Origin of the sequence: Thalassospira permensis NBRC 106175 (assembly GCF_000714555.1) — a bacterium.
Lineage (GTDB): Bacteria > Pseudomonadota > Alphaproteobacteria > Rhodospirillales > Thalassospiraceae > Thalassospira > Thalassospira xiamenensis.
The window spans coordinates 270,286-292,843 of record NZ_AUNC01000001.1; the positions used below are offsets into that span (position 1 = coordinate 270,286).

Consider the following 22,558-nt stretch of genomic DNA (forward strand, 5'->3'; position numbering starts at 1 on the left):
ACAAGGTAATCTTGGGCCGGTTTTGTTTATTTTGGGCACGTTATGGCGATGAGCGCAGTTCTGGCACCGATAAAACCGGCGGATAAAATATGGACCGTCGGGGCGATCAATGGCGATCTTGCCGCGCTGCAAGCCGTTCATGGCAAGCTTCGGGGCAAAATCACAGCCGGTGATCGCCTGATCTATCTTGGCAATTACTGGGGCGATGGCACGGCCGAGGCCGTATCGGGTGCTATCAATGAATTACTGCTGTTCCGGCGTTACTTCCTGGCGAAAGAAGGCGTTGATATTGCCGATATCGCCTTTTTGCGCGGTTCCACCGAAGAAATGCTGAGCAAACTGCAACAGATTCACTTTGCCCCGAACCCGGGCGAGGTATTCGACTGGATGCTGTCGCGCGGTATTGCCGGGACGCTGCGCGCCTATGGCTTTGATCCGTCGCATACCCAATCGCTGATGCGGCAGGGGGCGCATGCGATTTCGCAATGGACCGGCCAGTTTGGCGAAGCATTTCGTCGCAGGCCTGGTCACAGTTCGCTTTTGTCGGACCTGAAGCACGCGGCCTATGCCACGGATGGCTCGTTGATCTTTGTGCATGCCGGGCTTGATGCGTCGCGTCCGCTGACCGGACAGACCGATACCTTCTGGTGGGGTGGGTCGATGTTTGAAAGCATCACGGATCGTTATTACGATTGCCGCCGGATCGTGCGCGGATCTGCCTTGGCCAATCTTGGCCTTCAGGAACGCGAATTTACCCTGTCGATTGACGGCGGGGCAGGGCGCGGTGGCCCATTGATCGCGGTTGCCATCGGGCGCGACGGCAGGATTGTCGATCACATCGAAAGCTGATTTTTCAGGGTATTGAACACAAAACGCTTTAGATACCAAAAGGGGCAGCAAACCGGATTTGCTGCCCCTTTGTTCTGGTTAGTCGATGACAACCTTGACCATCGAATTGGTTGCCGGTGGCTGCCCGGGTTCAAGCCCGTTCAGTACGGCAAAGGTTTCGGCCGGTTCACGTGATACCGCCATCTGGCCGACAAAGGTCGAAAGATCATATTCCGGGTTCACGGCGCGCACCTTGATGCGCAGCGGATGGTATTTCTGCTGCTCTTCGCGGGTCAGTGGGCGGAAACTGTATGTCGTGCGGCGAAGTGCAACGTTATAGGCATCAACCTGATCAAGCGGCATGATGAACAGGAACTGATAGGCGTTATCGCCGTGCCGGATGACAACCACCCGAAGGCGCGCCTTGCCACCGGAATTCAGGTTGACATCGGCATATCCGGTGGCGGCTTCCTGACCGTTGATATCGATCTTTTCGATATTGGTGATGGCGATCTTGCTGGAAAAACCGCGCGCCAGATATTGATCAAGCGCGACACCCTTGGCCTTTGGTGCGCCTTCAAACACGATCTGTGCGCCGCCCTCATCCTGTGCAATCACCGCATCGGGCTGGTTGATCATCGAAAATCCGTCGGGCACCTCGAACCGGAAATCAAGCGGCACATGGATAAACGACGTTCCACGGACATAACCGTTATCCGGGCCGTCACCGTAAATAATCCCGTCAATGGCGCGCATATAGCGGACACTGCCGACTTCGGGATTTGCGACCGGTGTAACATTGGCGGCCTTGTGGGCCTGTTCGATGCGGTCAACGGTGCGCGGGTGGGTGGCCATGAAATCAAACTGATCGATTTCATCGGGCGACCGGCCTGCCAGTTTTGCCTGAAGGCGCGAATGGGCGCGCAGTTTTTTCAGGAATGACGCCATGCCTTCGGGGTCGTATCCGGCGCGCGTGATGTAACGCACGCCCAGCATGTCGGCTTCGAATTCATGTTCGCGCGAAAACGACTTCAGATAGGCATTCGCGCCGACACCGACGATATCGCCAGCCCCATTGCCAAGGGCCGCCGAAAGGCCACCGGCCAGAATCTGGGTCAGGACACCACGGCTGTAACGCTGGGCGGAATGGCGTGCAACGACATGGCCGATTTCATGGGCGAGAACCCCGGCAAGCTCCGCCTCGTTCGAGGCAAGCGAAGCCAGTCCGCGCGTGATGTAAACATAGCCGCCCGGTAAGGCAAAGGCGTTGATCACGGGTGAATCAAGGACGGTGAAGGTAAATTTCTCGTCGGGGGCTTCGGAAACCGCCACCAGCTTGTTGCCGATTTCGGTCACATAGGCCTCGATATTCTTCTCGTCATAATCGCCGCCAAATTCGCGCACGATTTTCGGATGTTCTTCCGCGCCGACCTGTTTTTCCTGATCGGGGGACATAAAGGCGGTAAAGCTGTCCTCGCCGGTCGCGCGGTTGGTCGAACAGCCCGCAAGGGTTGCCACCAGACCCAGCGCGCCAAGGGCGGTTGCCAATCGTCTTGTCTTGCGATGAAAAAGCCAGCTCATTGAAGTCTTTCCTCTTGTGCCCGCGATGCGTATCCTTTGCCGGAACCGCAATTTTATCCCTTACGATGTGGTAGCGCGTGTTGGCTTGCCAATCAATATCTCGCAACAATCAAACCTATTCGCAAAAATCGGGAAATTTTGCGGCGATCTGCCGCATGTCGCTGTTTTTGTGTCTGATTGCCGGAATTCTGGCCTTTGGCATCCCGGCAAAGGCGGATCAATGGCTGTGCGGGCCGTCCTTTGGTTCCGTCAATGCTCGTGGAAGTGATGTCAGGTCGATACCGATCCGGTTGGCAAAGCCCGAAACCGTCGATGCGCTGATTGCGACCTCCCGGCCAGATATACTTTGGCGGCTGGCCGATATCGCCTTTGTTCCGGAATTCGAGGATGCGGCTTTAAGTACCATGCAAAACGGGTCTTCTGCCATCACCGACCTTGTTGCCTATGATCAAACGCCCGATTTCGCCGGGCGGCATCTGGCCGATATGCGGGATGGTTTTGGTCAGCTTTGGCAGGAAAAGCTGCTTGAAGCAGGGCTTGTGATGCTTTTGCCCGAAACAGGCCGCCCGATTGATGCTTTGCTTGCGGCCGAGCAATCGGCCATGTCGCAGCAAATCGGGCTTTGGGCACCGGGCCAGAGCCCGGCTTATCATTATGCCGGGTCGTCGGAAATTGATGGTGATCTTCCCGATGCGGCGCGGGCTGTTGGAAGATTTGCCGTAATTGATGGCATCCTTCAACGCATCGAAGACCGCGAATGGCGCAGCTACCTTAATTTTGGTTCCGACTCGCGCAACGATTTCACCGTGATGGTCGATCGCGATCTGCGCGATGCGATCAAAACGGCCGGACAGCATATGGAAGACTGGATTGGCCATAAAATCCGTGTGCGCGGCATGATCGAAGATCGCGGCGGGCCGTATCTGGAACTGACCAATCCGGCGTCCCTATGTGTGGAACAGTCTGTCGGTCAACCGTAAACGGCTTTGGACTTGTCCAATTACACTCTGAACGTGTAGAAGAATGAAACGCTGGATTCCAAGAGGCTCCCCAATGCTTTATCCCGAGATCGAACCCGCTTATTCCGGCTGGCTGGAACGGCCCGACGGGCATGCGATCTATTGGGAGGAAGTCGGCAATCCCGACGGCATTCCGGTGATTTTCCTGCATGGCGGGCCCGGCGGTGGGATATCGCCCAAGTCGCGCCGCTTCTTTGATCCCGAAAAATACCGGGTGATCCTGCATGACCAGCGCGGTGCCGGTAAATCCCGCCCGTTCGGCAGCCTTGAAAACAATACCACCGACCATCTGATTGGCGATATCGAAGCGCTCCGTCAGGATCGCGGCATTGATAAATGGCTGGTGTTTGGCGGTTCGTGGGGGTCAACGCTGGCGCTTGCCTATGGGCAGGCCCACCCGGAACAGGTGCTTGGTTTTGTTCTGCGCGGGATATTCCTGTGCCGGGATCAGGAAATCGACTGGTTCATGGATGGCATGGGCAAATTCTTTGCCGAGGCCGAGAAAAAATTCCTCGCCGCTGTCGGGTTTGATCGCAACCCCGGAAGTGCTGCCCTGCTGGATCGCTATGGCGATGTCTTTGCTGGCAGGGACGGCGAAGCTGCTGCGGTTGCAGCGGCGCGCGCATGGTCCGGGTTCGAGGCGACCTGCTGCACGTTGCTGCCCGATGATGGCTTGGTCGCGGATTTCGAAGGTGACGGGATCGCGTTGGCGCTGGCGCGGCTTGAACATCATTATTTCGTCAATAAGGGGTTCTTTGCCCCGGACCAGCTTCTTCGGAATATGGATCGAATCCGTCATCTGCCGGCCCGCATTGTTCAGGGCCGCTATGACGTTGTCTGTCCGCCGGTTTCGGCGTTTGAGCTGCACGCGCAATGGCCGGGTGCTGAAATGAATATCGTTGAGGATGCCGGTCACGCGGCAAGTGAACCGGGGATCGTGCGCGAACTTGTGCGTGCCACGAATTCCTTTAATGGCATCGGCTTTGATAAAAATTAAAACAGTCGTGTCATTGTTTTGTTGTTTATATCATACGGTTGGGTAGTATATGCCCAAATTTATCCTAGAGGGGACTTAGGTTAATGCGGTTGGTTTTGGGGAAAATCCTGGCCCTGCTTTTGGTCGCAGGATTTGCAGGTGCGGCAAACGCACAGCAGTTTCTTGGCAATAACAATGACAGCGGCCTGCTGGAATTCTCGACCGGTATGGTCGATATCACGCAGGATGAAGAAGCCGCTGAATTCCGTCTTGATTACCGTTTCCAGCACGCGATGTTTGGCGTTCTGCGCCCGATCACCGGCGTGATGGTCACCAGCGACAAGGCAGCACACGGTTATGGCGGTCTGGCGATGGATGTGCTGTGGGGCGATCACTTCGTTTCCAGCATCTATACCTCGGTTGGTGCCTACCATCAGGGTGACGGCGAAGACCTCGGTCACTGGATCGAATTCCGTTCCGGTCTTGAGCTCGGCTTCCGCTTTGACAGCCGCGAACGTCTGAGCCTCGGTATCGCCCACATTTCGAACGCCAGCATCGGCGACGAAAACCCGGGCACGGAAATCCTGTCTCTGACCTATGCCATTCCGATCGACGCGATCTTTGAGTGATCCCACGTTCCGGAACGCCGCTTCAAGCCCTGCATTTTGCGGGGCTTTTTGCTTTTCTGGCCATGGTACGACATATTTGCGGCGCTGGCGGATTGATCGCAGCTATCGAAGCTGCTAATTGAATGCCTCTTGCCGATAAAGTGCGCCCGTAGCTCAGCAGGATAGAGCACCAGATTCCTAATCTGGGGGCCACAGGTTCGAATCCTGTCGGGCGCACCATTTCTGTTCCCCTATTCCTCCGAACGATCCGTGCCTTCCCGGTCCCGCTCATAGTGTTTCGCAAGCGGAAATTCCGGCAGCCACCCCTCGCGGCGGATGGTCCAAAGCTCGTAGGTGGGCTTTAACTGATCGTGCGCGTCGAGCGACCCGATATTCACCTCGATCTCGTCCCCGCTATGGCCGAAAACCGATGATCCGCAGGTCGGGCAGAAATAGCGCCCCTGATAATCACGCACGTCGCCTTCGACCGTTACCGCGTTCTTTGGATAAACCGCCGACGCGTGAAAAAGCGTGCCATGGTGTTTCCGGCAATCAAGGCAATGACACAGGCCAACCCGGTACGGCTTTCCCGTTGCCACAAGCCGGACTTTGCCGCATAGGCAGCCACCGGTGATTTTATCCATAGGTTTCTCCAGTCAATCAGGGAGCGGGAAGTTTAGTGCCTTGGTCATGCGGGCGTCCATTGCCGATTTCGGCCGATTTCCGTCCTGACGGCTTCCTTGTTGCGGGTGCAGCGAAAAGTTGTATTTTTGCAATTTCCTGCACGCCTTGAAATGACCTCCGGGTCTGCACATATCCTTATATAACGGGCAAATCCGACAAGCCCTTTTATATGGCCGATCCGGCCGGGAGGTGTCAGGTGAAGAACTGGATTCGTCTTCCGAACAGCGAAGGCAATTGCGTTGCAGCGTCCAAGAATGCCGCAGGTTCAACAAATTCCCCATCCGTTACCGTTCATGAACGCGAAATAGGGCGTAACGGGTTCCTTGGGCCATCAGCCCACATTTATCATAAACACCCACCGGCAGGCTGGGCCTCTTTCGAAGGGCCGCTTCGACCGCGGGCGTTCGATCTGAACAAGTTGGCCGCCGGGCCGGATTGCCCGTTGCAGGCGCGCCGTATTGTACATAATGCCGTGATGGAAGTCCGCTATTGGCGGCTGGATGGCAAAATGCATGCGCTGGCGCGCAATGCCGATGGTGATACGCTGGCTTTTGTTCACAATGGCAGCGGCGCGCTTTATTGCGATTACGGCCACATGCCGTATCGTGATGGGGATTACATCCTGCTGCCGCGCGGCACGGCCTGGCGGTTCGAGGCAACCGATCCGTCCGAATTCCTGTTTATCGAGGCCACCAACGATGCCTTTGGCCTGCCAAACGACACCCAGTCGGCAGGTCATCCGTCGATCAACCCGACCAGTTTCGAAGTGCCGCGACTTGATGACAAATTCCGTGCCCAGCAGGACGAAGCCTATTGGGAAATTCACATCAAGCGTCGCAATGCAATTTCGACCCTGACCTATCCCTATAACCCGCTGGATGCGGTGGGCTGGCAGGGCGACCTGAGTGTCGTAAGGTTGAACTGGCGCGACTTGCGACAGGACCGCCAACCGGGCCAACCGGTGCCGCCCGCGGCACACAGCACCTTTGTCGCCAACCGGTTTGCCATCAGTACCTTTGTGCCGAAAATTGGCGAAGGTGAATCAGGGACGCTTCGCGTGCCGTTTTATCATTCGAACGAGGATTACGACGAATTCATCTTCTATCACCGGGGCGAGTTTTACAGCCGGGGCAATATCAAGCCCGGTATGGCAACCTTCCACCCCAGCGGTTTCCCGCATGGGCCGCATCCGTGCTCCTATCAGAAAACCATGATCAAGGTGCCGGTTGAAACCGACGAGGTGGCGGTGATGATCGACTGTGCCGACATGGTCAATATCGATGAAAGCATCCCCGATGGCGCGGAATGGAAGGCTTATGTCAATACCTGGGAAAAGGCGAAGGAAACACTTTGATGTTCGATCTGACCCCGGGCGCAGGGGGCAAAAGTTGTTTTGGGGCGGATTTCTGCACTTTTGCGGTTATTGAGCATTGATCTTCCGGCCTGTTTGACCTATCCGAAGCGTTAAGGGTTTCATCAGCTTGTCCCGGTAACCTGCAAGTTCGCAAAACCGGTTCCTTTGTCGTGGACTGGCCTGCGCGTTAGTATAAGCTTGGCAGCGGTACTGATGGCGTGAGCTGAGAGCGCGAAAGGCCAAAAGCAGATGGACCGAAGAACAGATTAGTCGGGATGGGTTGATCAAAGCCGAGAATGACCAGACAGCAGCTTGCAAATAAAGGGGCAGGTAGTTCCCCCAAAATCGGTGCAGGGCAGCCCGATGCCTTGTCCTGTTTGCCCGCATCTTTTGCGTCGCGCGGCGTGCGGACACCATTCACGACCAAAAGCTTGCGCTATTCGCGCGTATTGATCGGCCAAAGCGGTCGCACGCTTGTCAGTCTTCCGGGGCTTTCAGGCGGGCTTGGCACCTATGAAATGCCGCTTGAAACCCTGCGCGAGGTTTTTGATCTGTCGGTTCATGACCGGATGCTGTTTGACCGGTTGATCACACTTGAAAAATTCACCCCGGAAATGGTGCGCGAGCATGCGCGCGCGGTGGCGGTCACCGGTGTTGGCGGTGTTGCGCTGGCTCGTGCCGGGATTACCGGCAACAAGGACGAAAAGGCCGCACGTGAACTGGGCCAACTGACGCTGCTTTATCAGGCGCTGCGCCAGCTTGGCGGTAATGACGTTCAGGACATGAAGCGCGAAGACCTGCTGACCATGGATGGTCAGATCAGGGCGCGCAAGGCGCTGAACCGTTTTGCGACATCGACCGGTCTGGAAAATGATTCGATCATCGATACCCTGGGTGACTGGAGCATCCTGAGCGCGCCGGTAGGCCTTGCGATAGAGGGCTGCGAAGGGCCGCTGCGTCATTTGACATTCGGTTTGCAGAAACTTGCCGGCGAGGTCGAGGAATGGTCGATTTCCGAACAATCCGATTTCCGCTTTATGGCGACCCGCGTGATCAATGCCGCCAGCGCCACCAAGGACCATGCCTTGCGGTTGCTGCGCAAGATTGATTTGTGGAACAATGAACTGGGCAAGGTCCTGCAAGACTGGGCCAAGGCCAAGGAAGATATGCAAAAGCATATTGACCGCTTGTGGTGGGTGCTTGACGGGTGGCAGGAGCTGATTGATCTGTGGCGGTCGCGTCCGCAACATGATCGGGTACGCCAGCGCGAGATTGTCGAGGAAATCGCAAGTTTTGCGCCGGTCCTGCCGATCGAGGCACTAGAGAAAATTGAATATGAATTCTGGGTCGATGTCCGTGTTAACCAGATGTTGTGGGCGTCCGAGTTGCGCAAACTGGGCAGTGGTGAAATTGACGCCGACATGGTCGACCGGCTGGAGCGGTTCCGGAGGCAGTCGGCGTGAAGGTTGAAAATGCCGCAAATATGGGTGTTTCCCAGCTTGGTGATCTGTTTGAATCGCTGAGCAGTTCGGAAATTGCCCGCTTTACCCGCGCAATCGAAAGTGACCGCGCCGATCCCAAGCTGCCGCTGCCGCATGAACAGATTTTGCAAATCCTGCGCCCGCGTCTTGCGTCGCTGAAGCCTGAACGCTATCCGACGCCGATGCGCCAGTTCTGCGATCCTTTCGAAGATCTGCTGACTTCGGCACCACCGGTCGAGAAAAGTATCCGTATCAGCCGTTCGTCCCTGATGCCGATCTGGAAGGTGGTCGAGGCCACGGGCGGCCCTGACATGACCAAGGCGATTGCCGATATCGAAAAGGCGGCGGCCAAGCGTGATCAGGATATGCTTGAACAGGCAGAACGCCGGATGTGGAAGCTGGCGTCGGTGTGCATTGCGCAGGAGATTGAAAATTCGCTGAACGGGGTCAAGACGGAACGCGCCTTGGCAACGCGGCTTGGTTCGCGCAGCCATCTTCCCGCATTCGAGCAGATCGGCAAAATCCTGAATGTTGGCGAAGAAATCACTGCGATGCGCAAACGGTTCCCATCGGCTCCGATCAGAAGTCTGGGCACGGCCGATATCAGTTGGCTGCGCGACCGGTTTGTTGAGATTTCCGAAGAAAAACCGGGATACGAGCCGGTTTACCTTTTGGCTGTTCTGGCCCGGCTGCTTCGGCCAAGCGAACTTTTCAAACTGATCCGCGTGCTATCAAGCAAGGCTGATGACCGAACGATTTCCAGCACCAATCTTGCGACCACCGGTGATCTGATCATTGATCTTCTGGCGGAAACCGTGATCGAGATCGAACAGGGGGTCGGTGCGGGCAAGGGCGAACATCACATCCTGTCGCTTGCGCGCTGGTATGCGTCAGAATTTACCCGCATCACGCGTGAATTTAACATCCGCAAGGATGGCCGCTGGGGCGAGAAGCTTCTGGAAACGCGTCGTCGGGTGTCCAAGGCGATGGCCAATACCATGTTTGGCGCCAGCCCTGATCGCATCATCGATGCCCTGCCACAGATCGAAACCAAGCAGGGCCCGGGGTCCGGCCGGCAGGGTGTGCGCCCGATTTTTGCCCAGCCCTTTGACGAGGAAAAGGTTCTGGCCGCCGAACAATCAGCCGAGGCGATTGCCGAAACCGCGCGCATTTCGCATGTTCTGGCCGCGCAAAGTTCGGCGACAAAGGCGGTGGTAGAACTCAAGAAAAAGCTCAACCAGATCGGGCGTGCCGGGGTGGATGGCATGGGGCGGCTTGATGCCGACGAACTGGATAATGCCCAGCGCAACATGATGGCGATTGTCCGGCTGCTTGAAATCATCGATGGCCCCGAAGAAGCCGATCTTCTGCGCCGTCGTGGCATGAATGCACTGCGCGCGCTTGAGGGCAAAAAGGCAAGTTGAGCCCGCCTTTTATGCCGTCAGTTCTTCCTGTTTTTTGCGCTGATCAAGCCAGGTCATGAAAGCCCGGATTTTCGGATTGCGTGACCGGCCGACCGGACTTGTCGCGTAATAATGAAACGGGCTTGCGCGTGGCGGGCCAAAGGGTGCAACGATCCGGCCATTGGCCAACTCATCCTCGATCGCGAATGTCGGCAGCAACGCCACCCCAAGGCCTGCAATGGCGGCTTGCATCGCCATGGTGAAATGTTCGAACTTCGGACCGTTTTCCCCATCAATATCGGTAAGGTCACTCGCGGCCAGCCAGTCGCTCCATCCGCGGGGGCGGGTTGCTATGTGTAAAAGTGAATAATCACGAAGATTATTTGGTTTTGGTGAGTAATCGAGATTCTCGATCAGCTTCGGGCTGCAGATCGGGACCATTTCCTCGCCATGCAGCAAATGCGCATCCAGCCCCGGCCAGTTTCCATCGCCAAACAGCACCGCAATGTCGATCTGTTCACGGTCAAAATCGGGGATGCCGATGCGTGAAATGAAATTGATGACGATATCGGGATGGCGGCCGCGAAAGTCGGGCAGCAACGGGATCAGGCAGCGTGACCCGAAAGTCGGCGGGGCGGCAATGGTCAGAACCCCGCCCTCGGCTCCGCCAGACAGGAAGGTCAGGGTCGCGGTTTCAAGCTGATCCAGCGCCGGGCGGATCGCCTGCAAATAGCTTTCGCCTTCGGGCGTCAGGACGAGGCGCTGCTTCTGGCGGGCAAACAGTTTGCAGCCCAGCCAGTCTTCAAGCCCCTGTATCTGGCGGCTGACGGCACTTTGCGTCAGGTAAAGCTCCTCGGCGGCGCGTGATGCGCTGCCAAAGCGGGCGGTCTGTTCAAAGCAACTGAGTGCTTTCAGGCTCGGAATGCGGCGGCTCATGATCTGATTGCTCGAAATATGGCGATATTTGCGTTTTATCTGGGCTTGTTGTCGCTAGTTTATGAGTTTTACGCATAAACTATATCCGATTTATCATTTGCAAGCTTGCCTGCCAATCCCTAGCTTCAGCCCAGAAGCGATAAGCTTTCAGGGATGATGCCGTCTCGCCCTTCTATGGCGTCATCCCTGCTTTGGTTTCAAAAATTTCATAAGGGATCAGGACAATGGCAGGCCGCGCACCTTTTCACTGGGAAGACCCGCTGCTGATTGAAGATCAGCTGAGCGAAGAAGAACGCATGATCCGTGACGCGGCGCGCGCCTATTGTCAGGAAAACCTTCAGACCCGTGTTCTCGAAGCCAACCGGCACGAGATTTTCCATCGCGAGATCATGACCGAGATGGGCGAACTTGGCCTGCTTGGCCCGACCATCCCCGAAGAATACGGCGGACCGGGTGTCAACCATGTCGCCTATGGTCTTGTCGCGCGCGAAGTTGAACGTGTTGATAGCGGTTATCGTTCGGCAATGTCGGTGCAAAGCTCGCTTGTGATGCATCCGATCTATGCCTATGGCAGCGAGGAACAGCGCAAGAAGTACCTTCCGAAACTGGCAACCGGTGAATGGGTTGGCTGTTTTGGTCTGACCGAGCCGGATCACGGATCCGATCCGGGCGGCATGAAAACGCGTGCCCGCAAGGCCGATGGCGGTTTCACCCTGTCGGGATCGAAAATGTGGATCACCAACAGCCCGATCGCCGATGTGTTTGTCGTCTGGGGCAAGGATGACGAAGGTGTCATTCGTGGCTTCATCCTTGAAAAAGGCATGAAGGGCCTGAGCGCGCCAAAGATCGAAGGCAAGTTTTCGCTGCGTGCGTCGATCACCGGTGAAATCGTGATGGATAACGTCTTTGTCCCGGCGGAAAACATGCTGCCCAATGCCAAGGGCCTTGGCGGGCCGTTCGGTTGCCTGAACAAGGCACGTTACGGCATTGCATGGGGGGCGATGGGGGCTGCTGAATTCTGCTGGCATGCGGCACGTCAATATACCCTTGATCGCAAACAGTTCGGTCGTCCGCTGGCCGCCAATCAGCTGATCCAGCTGAAACTGGCAAACATGCAGACCGAAATCACCCTTGGTCTTCAGGGCGCGCTTCAGCTGGGCCGTTTGCTGGATGCAGAAAAAGCCGCACCGGAAGCCATTTCCCTGATGAAGCGTAATAACTGCGGCAAGGCGCTTGATATCGCGCGTGTTGCCCGTGACATGCATGGCGGCAACGGCATTGCCGATGAATTCCATGTCATCCGCCATGTGATGAACCTTGAAGCGGTCAATACCTATGAAGGTACGCATGATGTGCATGCCCTGATCCTTGGACGTGCCCAGACCGGCATTCAGGCGTTCAGCGCCGAGGGCTGAGGACTTCGATTACGGGCGGCACCGATCTTTGGTGTCGCCCTTTTTCCTTTTTGACGACGATCCCGGGATGGAATGATGACCAGCGCGCTTTCTGGACTTCGTGTGCTTGATCTTTCGCGTGTCTTGGCGGGGCCTTGGGCCAGTCAGACATTGGCCGATATGGGTGCCGAGGTGATCAAGATCGAACGTCCGGGTGCGGGCGACGACACGCGTGGCTGGGGCCCGCCCTATGCCAAGGACGTTAAAGGTAACGATACCAGCGAGGCGGCCTATTACCTGTCGGCCAATCGCGGCAAAAAGTCGCTGACGATTGATATGACCAAGCCCGAGGGGCAGGAAATCCTGCATAAACTTGCCGCTGAATGCGACGTGGTGATCGAGAATTTCAAGGTCGGCGGGCTTGCCAAATATCGGCTGGATTACGCATCACTGTCGGAAATCAATCCAAAGATCGTCTATTGTTCGATCACCGGTTTTGGGCAGGATGGCCCCTATAAGGACCGGCCGGGTTATGATTTCATGATCCAGGCCATGGGCGGGCTTATGAGCATCACCGGCGCACCCGATCAGGAACCGGGCGGCCAGCCGATGAAGGTTGGTGTGGCGGTTGCCGATATCTTTACCGGGCTTTATGCGACGATTGGCATCCTTGCCGCCCTTCGCCACCGTGATGCGACGGGCGAGGGACAGCATGTCGATCTGGCACTGCTGGATGTTCAGACCGCGATCCTTGCCAATCAGGCGATGAATTACCTGACGACGGGCAAGGCGCCTGGGCGACTTGGCAATGCGCATCCCAATATCGTGCCCTACGAAGCGTTCCCGACGGCGGATGGTTACATCATCCTTGCGGTCGGCAATGACAGCCAGTTCAGAAGCTTTTGCCACGTTGCCGGGATCGGGCATTTGCCCGATGACGCACGATATGCCTCCAACCGGTCCCGGGTCGCCAACCGCGAAACGTTGGTGCCGCAAATCCGTCAGGCGATGGTGATGAAAACCACCGATGACTGGATCGCCATTCTGGAAACCGCCAATGTGCCATGCGGCCCGATCAATACGCTGGATCGGGTGTTTGATAACCCGCAGGTCAAACATCGCGATACGGTGCGATATCTTGATCATCCAACCGCGGGCAAGGTGCCCACAGTTGCCAATCCGATCAAATTTTCCAAAACGCCAATTGCCGGTGAAACTGCCCCGCCGATGCTGGGCCAGCATAGCGATGACATCCTGCGTCAGGTGGCTGATCTGAGCGACGCGCAGATTGCCAGATTGCGCGAAGCCGGAATTATCTGACGCCGTCTTCCTGCTTGGCAGAATGCCCGCCGGTATGAAAAGGTAACGGCAGGAACATTCATTCAGGACAGGATACCGGACATGAAAATCGCGGTGATGGGGGCAGGGGCTGTTGGCTGTTATTACGGGGCGATGCTGGCGCGGGCCGGGCATGATGTGACCCTGATCGGACGGCCAGCCCATGTCGATGCTGTCAATCGAGATGGACTGCTTCTGGAATTTGGTGGAACGCAGCAGTATATTGAAATGAATGCCTGCGCCGACGCGGCAGCAATTTCTGGTGCCGGTCTGGTTCTGTTTTGTGTCAAATCCACCGATACCAATGATGCCGGGGCGCAGATCAAGCCGTTTCTGGCCCCTGATACCATTGTCATGAGTCTTCAGAACGGGGTTGATAACGCCGAACGTTTATCGGCCGTCATTGGATTGCCGGTGATCCCGACAGTGGTGTATGTCGCGACCAGCATGGAAGGGCCGGGGCATGTCAAACATCATGGGCGCGGCGAACTGGTAATCGGGCAGTCTGCGCAAAGTGCAACCGTTGCCGAAACGCTGCGCCCGGCGCATATCCCGGTCGAGATTTCGGATAATGCCCAAGGTGCGCTTTGGGCCAAGATGATTTTGAACTGTGCCTATAACGCGTTATCGGCAATATCGCAGATGCCCTATGGCCGTCTGGTTCAGGGCGAAGGCATTTGGGATGTCATGCGCAATGCGGTTGATGAATGCCTTGCGGTCGCCAAGGGATGCGGGGTGACCGTACCCGGCGATGTCTGGGGGGCGATTGAAAAGATCGCCGAAACCATGCCGGGGCAATATTCATCCACCGCACAGGATCTGGCGCGGGGCAAAACCAGCGAGATCGATTTCCTGAACGGCTATATCGTGCGCAAGGGGGCGGAACTTGGCATTCCAACCCCCATCAATCTTGCCCTGTATGCGATGACCAAATTGCGCGAAAGCCGGGATTGATCCGGGCTTTGTAATGGACCGGGGGGCTATTTCGGGGGCTATTCCCCCGGCTTTCCCTGTGCCTGGGCGGCAGTGATATCGGGTTTGGGGACGGGCACACCGAGCTTGTCCCCAAACATCACGATGGCGGCGGCCAGCACGATCAGGAAGGCACCAAACAGGGAAACCGGTTCGGGCAGCAGACCAAACACCGTGACATCCAGCAACAACGCCCAGATCATTGCGGTATATTCGAATGCCGCCAATGTGGATGCGGGCGCACGTGCCAGTGCCTCGGTCATGAAGATATGGGCAAGACCGCCGGTAAGACCCGCCCCGATCAGCCACATCAGGATTTCAGGCGACGGATCGGCCCAGCCGAACGGCAGGGTCAGCAAACCGCCAAGCGAGCAGATCACAGCAAAATAAAATGCGATGGTGCCCGATGATTCCGTGCTGGTCAGGGCCTTGATCTGCACCTTGGCAAAGGCGGTGGTGACCGCCATGGCAAGACCCGCCCCGATGCCGATCAGAACGCCGGTATCGATCCCCGGTGTCGAGAATGTTGGCCACAGCATCAGGAACACCCCGCCAAAACCGGCAAAGGTCGCGGTAAAGACCGCCATGCCCGGCTTTTCGCGCAGCAGGATCATCGCAACCGGCAGGACGAGAAGTGGTGCCAGGAAGCCAAGAGCCGTCGCAAGGGCAAGCGGCAGATAGGCGAGCGACAGAAACGAAAAGAACATCGACACAAGGCCGAAGGTACTGCGTTTCAGGTGCCCGAACGGCCGGGCGGTGCGAAGGCCGCGCGGAAACTGGCGTCGCCAGATCAGATACAGGACGATAGGGATCAGGGCGACAGAGCTTCGCCAGAACATGATTTGGCCGACCGGTGCCTCGAACGAGGCCAGACGGACAAACAAACTCATCACTGCAAACAGACCGGTGGCGGCAAGCCGCAAGCCGATCCCGGACCATACACTGCCCATTTCGGGATTACCCTGCATTTGGCGGGAAGGATGTCCCGCTTATCAAGCAGTACCCTGAATAAGTCGTATGAAATACTGAGATTTTTTCATATCAGGGTCGAGCGAAACTCAGTGGTCGGTTTTGGGGATCGCGCGCCGTCGATACACCAATTTGCCAGCTGTTCCTGCGGACGCGTCTGGATTCATGCCTTCGCAGGAATGATGATTGTGAGGGGATAATTAGTGACTTTTGCCATCGACATGATGCGGGGTCAGGCTGCGCGGATCGACATCGTCAAGGCAGTTGACGTTGATGGCGGCCATTTTGCCGCCGTCGGGCAGTTGGCCATAGGCAAAGCTTTGGATGCCGCAGGTTTTGCAGAACTGGTGACTGATCTTTTTATCGTTGAAAAGATATTCGGTCAGGTTCTGCCCGCCGGATTTCAGCACGAAATTATCGCGCGGGGTAAATGCCAGAACCGATCCGAGTTTCTGGCAGCGTGAACAATTGCAGGTGATCGATTTATCCAGATCAAGCTTGTCGACACGATAACGCACCGCACCGCACTGGCAGCCGCCATTGTATGATTTCTCGCTCATTTCATCCTCCTGCGTTACCGGAAATACCCACCCGGCGTTTTGCCGGTGGCCTTGCGAAACATCGCGATAAAGGCCGAGGTGTTTTCATAACCGAGATCAAGGGCAACCTCGGTGACCGGTCGATGATGGGCCAGTTTTTCAAGCGCGTAAAGCAGGCGCAGCTTTTGCCGCCAGTCGCGAAACGGCATGCCGGTTTCGCGTTGAAACAGGCGGGCCAGCGTGCGTGACGATGCACCGCAATCGCGCGACCAGTTATCAAGGGTTCGGTTATCAGACGGATTGGCCTGCAACTGTTCGCAGATGCGCGCCAGGCGCGGGTCCTTGGGGGCGGGCAGATGCAGGTTATCGTCTCTGGGCGGTTTAAGCTGATCAAGCAGCACGCGGATCAGCCGTCCCTCGGCCCCGGCTTCGTCATATTCAATCGGGATTTCGGTTGCGGCCCGGATCAGTTCACGCAGAAGCGGGCTTACATCCAGCACCGTGCAGCGATCCGGCAAATCGACCGGGGCATTTTTATCGATATAGATATGGCGCGCACGGGTGAAGGTGGCGTGACTGACGGCATGTTCAACGCCCGGCGGCACCCAGACCGCGCGCTGGGGCGGGACGACCCAGATACCAGCTTTGGTGGTGACGGTCATGGTGCCTTCGATGGCGAAAATCAGTTGATGCCAGTCGTGACTGTGCGCGCCGATGCTGTAACCGGCGGGAAGGTCGCTCATGCGGACATAAACCGGACGCGGCAGGCGGTCTGGCCGGGGACGGGAATGTTGCGGATATTTCGAGATATCCCGTGATCCATCCATAAGAATGTCCTGTTTGCGCTATATGATGGCAGATTATCGCAAGACAGACGTGTGCCGCAACGCTAGTTTGAAATCCTTCCAACCAAACAGATAAATGCACGTGCCCCGATTGCCACCGGTTCCGTGCGGGGAAACATCATGTCCAAGGATTTACCACCGGAAACAAGCACCCATGCCGCCCCCATCGAGGTGCCGGGCAATCCCGATCTGTCGGGTGGGGCGGTTGCGCATAAGGGATGGCGCAACCCGGAAGTGCTGCTGATTTTCATGGCGGCTGCGATGCCGTTGTCGTTTTCGACCTGGATGGCGTTGTTAAACAACTTTTCGGTCGAGATGGCCGATTTTACCGGTCGCGAGATCGGGATTTTGCAGTCGTTGCGCGAAATTCCGGGCTTTATGGCCTTCACCGCGATTTTCGTCCTCATCATCCTGCGCGAACAGACCTTTGCCCTGATTTCGCTGCTGGTGTTGGGGATTGGGGTGGCGATTTCGGGCTATTTCCCCACCGTTGTCGGGCTTTATTGCACCACGGTCCTGATGTCGATCGGGTTCCATTATTTTGAAACCATGCAGCAGGCATTGTCGTTGCAATGGGTGAAAAAGGACCGCACCGCGATGGTGATGGGCCGGCAGCTTTCGGCGAAGTCGTTATCGTCGCTGGTGATGTTTGGCATTGTCTGGGCGATGTTGGAACTTCTCGATGTCGAATATCGCTATGTCTATCTGTTTGGCGGGGCCTTGACGATTATTGCCGCGCTGTTTGCCTGGATGGCGTTCCCGAAATTTGCCGATGCCCACCCGCAGACCAAGAAACTGATCCTGCGTAAACGGTACTGGCTTTATTACGCCCTGACCTTCATGAGCGGGGCACGCCGCCAGATTTTCACCGTGTTTGCCGGGTTCCTGATGGTCGAGAAGTTTGGTTATGACGCCGCCACCATTACGCTTCTGTTCCTTCTGAACCATGCGATCAATATGGTGATGGCCCCCAAAATCGGGAAGCTGATCGGCAAGTGGGGCGAACGGAAGGCTCTGACATTTGAATATATAGGGTTGTTCATTGTATTTGTGTCTTATGCCTTTGTCGAAAGCGACAAGCTGGCCGGGGCGCTTTATGTCATCGATCATCTGTTCTTTGCGATGGCGATTGCGATCAAAACCTATTTCCAGAAAATCGCCGATCCGGCCGACATTTCATCCACGGCGGGTGTCAGCTTTACCATCAACCATATTGCCGCAGTGTTCATCCCGGTGGCGTTCGGGTTGTTGTGGCTGATTTCGCCGTCAGCGGTGTTTTTGGCGGGGGCTGCGATGGCGCTGGTGTCACTGGTCCTGGCGCTGAATGTGCCCGATGACCCGGAGCCGGGGAACGAGGTGGTTATGGGATACAAGTCCGATCAACCGATGCTGCGCCCGGCAGAATAGAAAAGCCGCCTTAACTGGTGCAGAATTTCAATATGCCAAACGCCCGCGATCATCTTGCGGGCGTTTTCATTTGTGTTTGCCTTGCTATTTTCGCAAAATCTTCAAATCCTGACCAAACGAACAATCATAATGTCAGGCACGAGCATCGCTTCAACAGGGACCCTTTCACATGTCATATTTTCGTCTGGCCGGTCGTGCATTTTTTGGTCGTGCAGTTGCGGGATCAGTCTTGTCGCTGACGGTCGCACTTGCCAGCGGCACGGCATTGGCCGACAGCGCCGTATCGTTGCGCATTCTGGAAACCACCGATATCCACACGCATCTGGTCAATTACGATTATTATCGCGACAGTTCGTCAGATACGGTCGGTCTGGCCAAGGTCGCGACCCTGTTGAAAAACGCGCGCGGTGAGGCCGAAAACGTCGTCCTGATCGATAATGGTGACCTGATCCAGGGCAACCCGCTTGGCGATTACATGGCAAAGCGCCACGGCCTGAAAGAGGGCGAGGTGCATCCGGTTTACAAGGCGATGAACCTTTTGGGTTATGACGCGGCCAATATCGGCAATCATGAATTCAACTATGGTCTCGATTTCCTGGGCAAAAGTCTTTCGGGGGCCAAATTCCCCTATGTCAGTGCCAATGTGTTTGCCGATGACGGCGATAATGATGCCGAAAATGACAAACCGTATTTTCAGCCCTATGTGATCCTTGATCGTGAATTTACCAATGGCGACGGCAAAAAGCACAAGGCCAAGGTCGGCGTGATCGGGTTTGTCCCGCCGCAGATCATGCAGTGGGACAAGGCCAATCTGGAAGGCAATGTCGTGACCAAGGACATTGTCGAAATGGCCAGAAAATACGTGCCGGAAATGCGCGAAAAGGGCGCGGACATCGTGATTGCGGTGCCGCATTCGGGCCTGTCGACACTGGCACGTGAAGGTATGGAAGAAAACGCCACTTATTATCTGAGCCAGGTTGACGGCATTGATGCCATCCTGTTTGGCCATGCCCATACGGTGTTCCCGTCCGATGCCTATGCAAATATAGACGGTGTCGACCTTGCCAAAGGCACGATCAATGGTGTGGCCGCCGTTATGCCGGGCTTCTGGGGCAGCCACCTTGGCGTGATTGACCTGACACTTTCGGTCAATGATGCCGGGGAATGGAAGGTGACCGACAGCTTTTCGGAAGCACGTCCGATTTATCACCGCGAAGGCCGTGATATCACACCGCTGGTCGATGCCGACCCGGAAGTGATAGAGGCGGTTAAAGAAGAGCACGAGGCAACCATTGCCTATATGCGCGAAGGTGTCGGTACGACGGTCGCCCCGATCAACAGTTTCTTTGCACTGGTGGCTGATGATCCGTCGATCCAGATCGTGACCAATGCCCAGAAATGGTATCTGGAACGTATCCTGAAGGGATCGGAATATGACGGGATGCCGATCCTGTCGGCGGGTGCACCGTTCAAGGCCGGTGGCCGTGGCGGCCCGGAATATTTCACCGACATCCCCGAAGGCAAGATCGCATTAAAGAACGTTGCCGATCTTTATATCTATCCCAATACATTGCGGGCAGTACTGCTTGATGGTGCGCAGGTCCGTGAATGGTTGGAAATGTCGGCCGTACAGTTCAATCAGATTGACCCGAACAGCCGGGAAGATCAGCCGCTGATCAACGAGACATTCCCGACCTATAACTTTGACGTCATTGATGGGGTCAATTACCAGATCGATGTAACCCAACCGGCCCGATACAACGCATCGGGCGAGGTGGTAAACAAGGATGCACACCGCATCATCAATCTGACCTATGATGACAAGCCGGTTGCCGACGATCAGAAATTCGTGGTTGCAACCAACAATTACCGTGCTGGCGGCGGCGGCAATTTCCCGGGACTTGATGGATCAACCGTCATCATCGAAGCACCCGATGAAAACCGTACGGTTCTGGCGAACTATATCCTTGAGGAAAAGGAAATCGATCCGAAGGCCGACGGCAACTGGAGCCTGGCCCCCATCGGGGAGGCATCCAAGGTGACGTTTGTCACCAGTCCCAAGGCATCCTCGGCAATGAACGCACCCGACAATATCAGCTTTGTCGGCGAGGACGAAAACGGCTTTGCCCAATATGTCCTTCAGTCGAAATAGGACTGGACCCGAAACAGAAAAAGCCGCCCATCGGAAGAGGGCGGCTTTTTAATTGGGCGTGCGCGATGACCGTGAAGGTCCGCGACAGCCAGACTGTTACTTTTTGGGACCGTGCGACATATGCGGCGCATTCGGGCGACCCGGAACGTTCCGCGGGCCGTCTTCGCGCGGGTTTTTGCCGTTCAGATAGGCGGCTGCGCAATGTTCGTCGCAGTAAGGTTTGCTCGGCACAGATTTCTTGCCGCAGAAATGGAAGTCTTCATCGCCCGGATCACCGAACGGCCAGCGGCACATACCGGCACCGAGATCAAAGATGCTGATGCCTTTGCTCTGCACTTTCGGGGTCGGTGCCTTTTTCGGCTCGCTCTCTTCGGCGCGGCGCTGGATCGGGGAGGGGCGCTTGGGCAGGCCAAGGCGGTGTGCCTTGCCAACGACGGCGTTTTTGCCAACGCCCAGTTCTTCACCGATGCGTGCTGTGGTCCAGCCCTGATTCCAGAGCGAGGTCAGCAGTTCAATCTTTTCCGGCGTCCAGCTCATTTCGAGTATATTCCGTGTTTCTTTGTCTGCCCGGTGGAAAATCCATAGGCAGGTGCTTATTGTCCGAAGTCAAACAGGGATACAGACGTATCCGCTAATATCACGCGGCGCAAGGGTCTTAGCCATTTTGGACCAATCGGGACCAGTTTGACGACCGGTTTGCTGCACGCGGAAAGATGCGCAATTTGCATGACGGCGCGTCAATGTAAAGGGGAGATCGTCATTTGACATGTTTTTTCGTTTCAGTCGCGGTGTTTATGGCGGGGCATATCGTGCCCGGTCTTCTGCGTGGTGCGATCACGGCAAGGATCGGTCACACGGCATACATTATAACGTTTTCGGTCACGTCGCTGTTCCTGCTGGGGTGGGTCATTTATGAAGTGCGTCATGCGGACTTCATCGCGCTGTGGCCCTACGAAATCTGGCAAAACCATGTGACGCTGACCTTCATGCTGCCTGCCTGTATTTTGTGGGCTGCGGCAATTATTCAACCCTGTCCGTTGTCGATAGGACGAAAAAAAGGCTTTGATCCGGCGCGACCGGGGATCAATCGTTTGACCCGTCATCCGCTGCTTTTGGGCATGATGTTGTGGGGACTTGGGCATATCGTGCCCAATGGTGATCTGGTGGCTTTCATGTTCTTTGGCGGGGCGACGGTTTTTGCCATTGCCGGGTTCTGGCGTATGGAAAAAATCCGCGCCCGCCACATGGACGTGGCCGAATACAAGGCAATCCTTGACGGGACTCGACGGTTTGACGTCGCGTGGCTTGCCAAAGGCGCGCTTGGCTGGCGCGATATCGGGCTGGGAATTCTGCTTTATGTCGTGCTCCTTTGGGCGCATCCCTATGTCATCGGGGTTGATCCATCGGCGGTAATCGGCGGCTGAACCACCATTGACCGCATTTTGCGGTTATGAGGTCTGATGCAGAAAACCTTGCCGCAACGCTTGAAGTTCCAAGGTTTCATTGGAATACTGGTGCAGAATGTCCATCCTGGACAGGTTATTTCTGTGAGGTGTTATGACGTCTCCTGAACTTGCGACCAATCTTGCCCGTTTCGCCGAGATGGAAGGCCGCCACCCCAGACTGCTTCTGGCGACGGCATCGTCGGCGGAAGAACCCCATCACAAGCATGTCGCGACCCTGTTTGCCGATGGCGGGTTTGACGTTGATATCGCCCCGAAAAATTCCGACGCACAATCGATTGCCCGTCAGGCGGTTGATTGCGATGCCGATATTCTGGTTCTGATCCGTTTGTCGCTGACGGCTGAAGACCGGGTGGGGGTAGCCGATGTGATATCGTCGCTGGCCGCCCTTGATGCGGAATATATCAAATTCGGCATTGTCGGGAAAACTGATGACCCGGCGCGTGACAATGTTGATTTCGTCTTTGATCTTGAACATCTGGGAACGGATGATTGCGAGGCGCTGGTCGGTTACATTCTTGAGATTGAAGAAGACCGGGTTGCGCAACATATATAAGGCGTTGCGATATTGCTTGCCGGCCGCAGGCAATGATTTTGAAACCCTTTGGG

General features: G+C 56.2%; 21 protein-coding genes and 1 tRNA gene. 15 read left to right on the forward strand and 7 right to left on the reverse strand.

All coding sequences use genetic code 11. The annotated features are described in order from the left end of the window. Window positions 1-42 precede the first annotated feature (42 nt). Window positions 43-849, forward strand: a complete 807-nt coding sequence (locus SMB34_RS01110; protein ID WP_007090189.1) for a hypothetical protein — start codon at window positions 43-45, stop codon at window positions 847-849. Between the two features lie 78 nt (window positions 850-927). On the opposite strand, the gene SMB34_RS01115 is transcribed toward SMB34_RS01110, so the two are convergent. Beyond that, complete coding sequence (locus SMB34_RS01115) at window positions 928-2,409, reverse strand: M48 family metalloprotease (RefSeq protein ID WP_037987239.1); 1,482 nt, start codon at window positions 2,407-2,409, stop codon at window positions 928-930. Between the two features lie 155 nt (window positions 2,410-2,564). Between SMB34_RS01115 and SMB34_RS01120 the strand changes: the two genes are divergently transcribed. The 4 genes from SMB34_RS01120 (at window position 2,565) to SMB34_RS01135 (ending at window position 5,252) form a co-directional block, all read left to right on the forward strand. Next, the gene (locus tag SMB34_RS01120; RefSeq protein WP_037987242.1) at window positions 2,565-3,389 is read left to right on the forward strand and encodes a hypothetical protein; all 825 of its coding nucleotides are present in this window, start codon (window positions 2,565-2,567) and stop codon (window positions 3,387-3,389) included. Between the two features lie 73 nt (window positions 3,390-3,462). Next, window positions 3,463-4,425 carry a prolyl aminopeptidase gene (pip, locus tag SMB34_RS01125; RefSeq protein ID WP_037987244.1) on the forward strand — a complete coding sequence of 321 codons (963 nt, stop codon included), beginning with the start codon at window positions 3,463-3,465 and terminating at the stop codon, window positions 4,423-4,425. Window positions 4,426-4,508: 83 nt separating this feature from the next. Continuing rightward, window positions 4,509-5,033 (forward strand): acyloxyacyl hydrolase, encoded by a 525-nt coding sequence (locus SMB34_RS01130; RefSeq protein ID WP_007090185.1) that lies wholly within the window; start codon window positions 4,509-4,511, stop codon window positions 5,031-5,033. Between the two features lie 142 nt (window positions 5,034-5,175). Beyond that, a tRNA-Arg gene (locus SMB34_RS01135) sits at window positions 5,176-5,252 on the forward strand. Between the two features lie 11 nt (window positions 5,253-5,263). Here SMB34_RS01135 and SMB34_RS01140 read toward each other — a convergent pair. After that, window positions 5,264-5,656 carry a GFA family protein gene (locus tag SMB34_RS01140; RefSeq protein ID WP_037987246.1) on the reverse strand — a complete coding sequence of 131 codons (393 nt, stop codon included), beginning with the start codon at window positions 5,654-5,656 and terminating at the stop codon, window positions 5,264-5,266. 236 nt (window positions 5,657-5,892) lie between these two features. Between SMB34_RS01140 and SMB34_RS01145 the strand changes: the two genes are divergently transcribed. The 3 genes from SMB34_RS01145 to SMB34_RS01155 all read left to right on the forward strand — a co-directional run bounded on the left by SMB34_RS01145 (window position 5,893) and on the right by SMB34_RS01155 (window position 9,955). Further along, window positions 5,893-7,050, forward strand: coding sequence for a homogentisate 1,2-dioxygenase (locus tag SMB34_RS01145; RefSeq protein ID WP_007090183.1), 1,158 nt, complete (start codon window positions 5,893-5,895; stop codon window positions 7,048-7,050). 296 nt (window positions 7,051-7,346) lie between these two features. Next, window positions 7,347-8,513, forward strand: a complete 1,167-nt coding sequence (locus SMB34_RS01150; RefSeq protein ID WP_007090182.1) for a hypothetical protein — start codon at window positions 7,347-7,349, stop codon at window positions 8,511-8,513. Then, the gene (locus SMB34_RS01155; protein WP_037987250.1) at window positions 8,510-9,955 is read left to right on the forward strand and encodes a hypothetical protein; all 1,446 of its coding nucleotides are present in this window, start codon (window positions 8,510-8,512) and stop codon (window positions 9,953-9,955) included. Before SMB34_RS01150 ends, SMB34_RS01155 begins: the two co-directional genes overlap by 4 nt. A gap of 9 nt (window positions 9,956-9,964) precedes the next feature. On the opposite strand, the gene gcvA is transcribed toward SMB34_RS01155, so the two are convergent. Further along, on the reverse strand, window positions 9,965-10,870 hold the full coding sequence (gcvA, locus tag SMB34_RS01160) for a transcriptional regulator GcvA (protein WP_037987252.1): 906 nt from the start codon (window positions 10,868-10,870) through the stop codon (window positions 9,965-9,967). Window positions 10,871-11,094: 224 nt separating this feature from the next. Here gcvA and SMB34_RS01165 point away from each other — a divergent pair, with 224 nt between their 5' ends. The 3 genes from SMB34_RS01165 (at window position 11,095) to SMB34_RS01175 (ending at window position 14,556) form a co-directional block, all read left to right on the forward strand. Further along, a complete protein-coding gene (locus SMB34_RS01165; RefSeq protein ID WP_037987260.1) occupies window positions 11,095-12,285 on the forward strand; it encodes an acyl-CoA dehydrogenase in 1,191 nt (396 codons plus the stop codon). A 75-nt stretch (window positions 12,286-12,360) separates the two neighbouring features. Continuing rightward, on the forward strand, window positions 12,361-13,584 hold the full coding sequence (locus SMB34_RS01170; RefSeq protein WP_037987479.1) for a CaiB/BaiF CoA transferase family protein: 1,224 nt from the start codon (window positions 12,361-12,363) through the stop codon (window positions 13,582-13,584). 81 nt (window positions 13,585-13,665) lie between these two features. After that, a complete protein-coding gene (locus tag SMB34_RS01175; RefSeq protein WP_037987263.1) occupies window positions 13,666-14,556 on the forward strand; it encodes a ketopantoate reductase family protein in 891 nt (296 codons plus the stop codon). A gap of 38 nt (window positions 14,557-14,594) precedes the next feature. On the opposite strand, the gene SMB34_RS01180 is transcribed toward SMB34_RS01175, so the two are convergent. The 3 genes from SMB34_RS01180 to SMB34_RS01190 form a co-directional block, all read right to left on the reverse strand. Further along, window positions 14,595-15,524 carry a DMT family transporter gene (locus SMB34_RS01180; RefSeq protein WP_240478714.1) on the reverse strand — a complete coding sequence of 310 codons (930 nt, stop codon included), beginning with the start codon at window positions 15,522-15,524 and terminating at the stop codon, window positions 14,595-14,597. Window positions 15,525-15,743: 219 nt separating this feature from the next. After that, window positions 15,744-16,103: a GFA family protein gene (locus tag SMB34_RS01185; RefSeq protein ID WP_037987268.1), complete on the reverse strand. Its 360-nt coding sequence runs from the start codon at window positions 16,101-16,103 to the stop codon at window positions 15,744-15,746. Window positions 16,104-16,117: 14 nt separating this feature from the next. After that, the gene (locus tag SMB34_RS01190) at window positions 16,118-16,909 is read right to left on the reverse strand and encodes an AraC family transcriptional regulator (RefSeq protein WP_037987270.1); all 792 of its coding nucleotides are present in this window, start codon (window positions 16,907-16,909) and stop codon (window positions 16,118-16,120) included. A gap of 138 nt (window positions 16,910-17,047) precedes the next feature. Between SMB34_RS01190 and SMB34_RS01195 the strand changes: the two genes are divergently transcribed. Continuing rightward, window positions 17,048-18,334 (forward strand): MFS transporter, encoded by a 1,287-nt coding sequence (locus SMB34_RS01195; RefSeq protein ID WP_156962617.1) that lies wholly within the window; start codon window positions 17,048-17,050, stop codon window positions 18,332-18,334. 169 nt (window positions 18,335-18,503) lie between these two features. Continuing rightward, window positions 18,504-20,486, forward strand: coding sequence for a bifunctional 2',3'-cyclic-nucleotide 2'-phosphodiesterase/3'-nucleotidase (locus SMB34_RS01200; RefSeq protein WP_051682059.1), 1,983 nt, complete (start codon window positions 18,504-18,506; stop codon window positions 20,484-20,486). A gap of 96 nt (window positions 20,487-20,582) precedes the next feature. Here the strand turns inward: SMB34_RS01200 and SMB34_RS01205 are convergent, their stop codons facing one another. After that, window positions 20,583-21,023, reverse strand: coding sequence for a GcrA family cell cycle regulator (locus tag SMB34_RS01205; RefSeq protein ID WP_007090171.1), 441 nt, complete (start codon window positions 21,021-21,023; stop codon window positions 20,583-20,585). 224 nt (window positions 21,024-21,247) lie between these two features. On the opposite strand from SMB34_RS01205, the gene SMB34_RS01210 reads away from it, so the two are divergent. Both SMB34_RS01210 and SMB34_RS01215 read left to right on the forward strand, forming a co-directional pair. Next, window positions 21,248-21,910 carry an NnrU family protein gene (locus SMB34_RS01210; RefSeq protein ID WP_037987272.1) on the forward strand — a complete coding sequence of 221 codons (663 nt, stop codon included), beginning with the start codon at window positions 21,248-21,250 and terminating at the stop codon, window positions 21,908-21,910. A 133-nt stretch (window positions 21,911-22,043) separates the two neighbouring features. Continuing rightward, window positions 22,044-22,505, forward strand: coding sequence for a hypothetical protein (locus tag SMB34_RS01215; RefSeq protein ID WP_007090169.1), 462 nt, complete (start codon window positions 22,044-22,046; stop codon window positions 22,503-22,505). Window positions 22,506-22,558 lie beyond the last annotated feature (53 nt).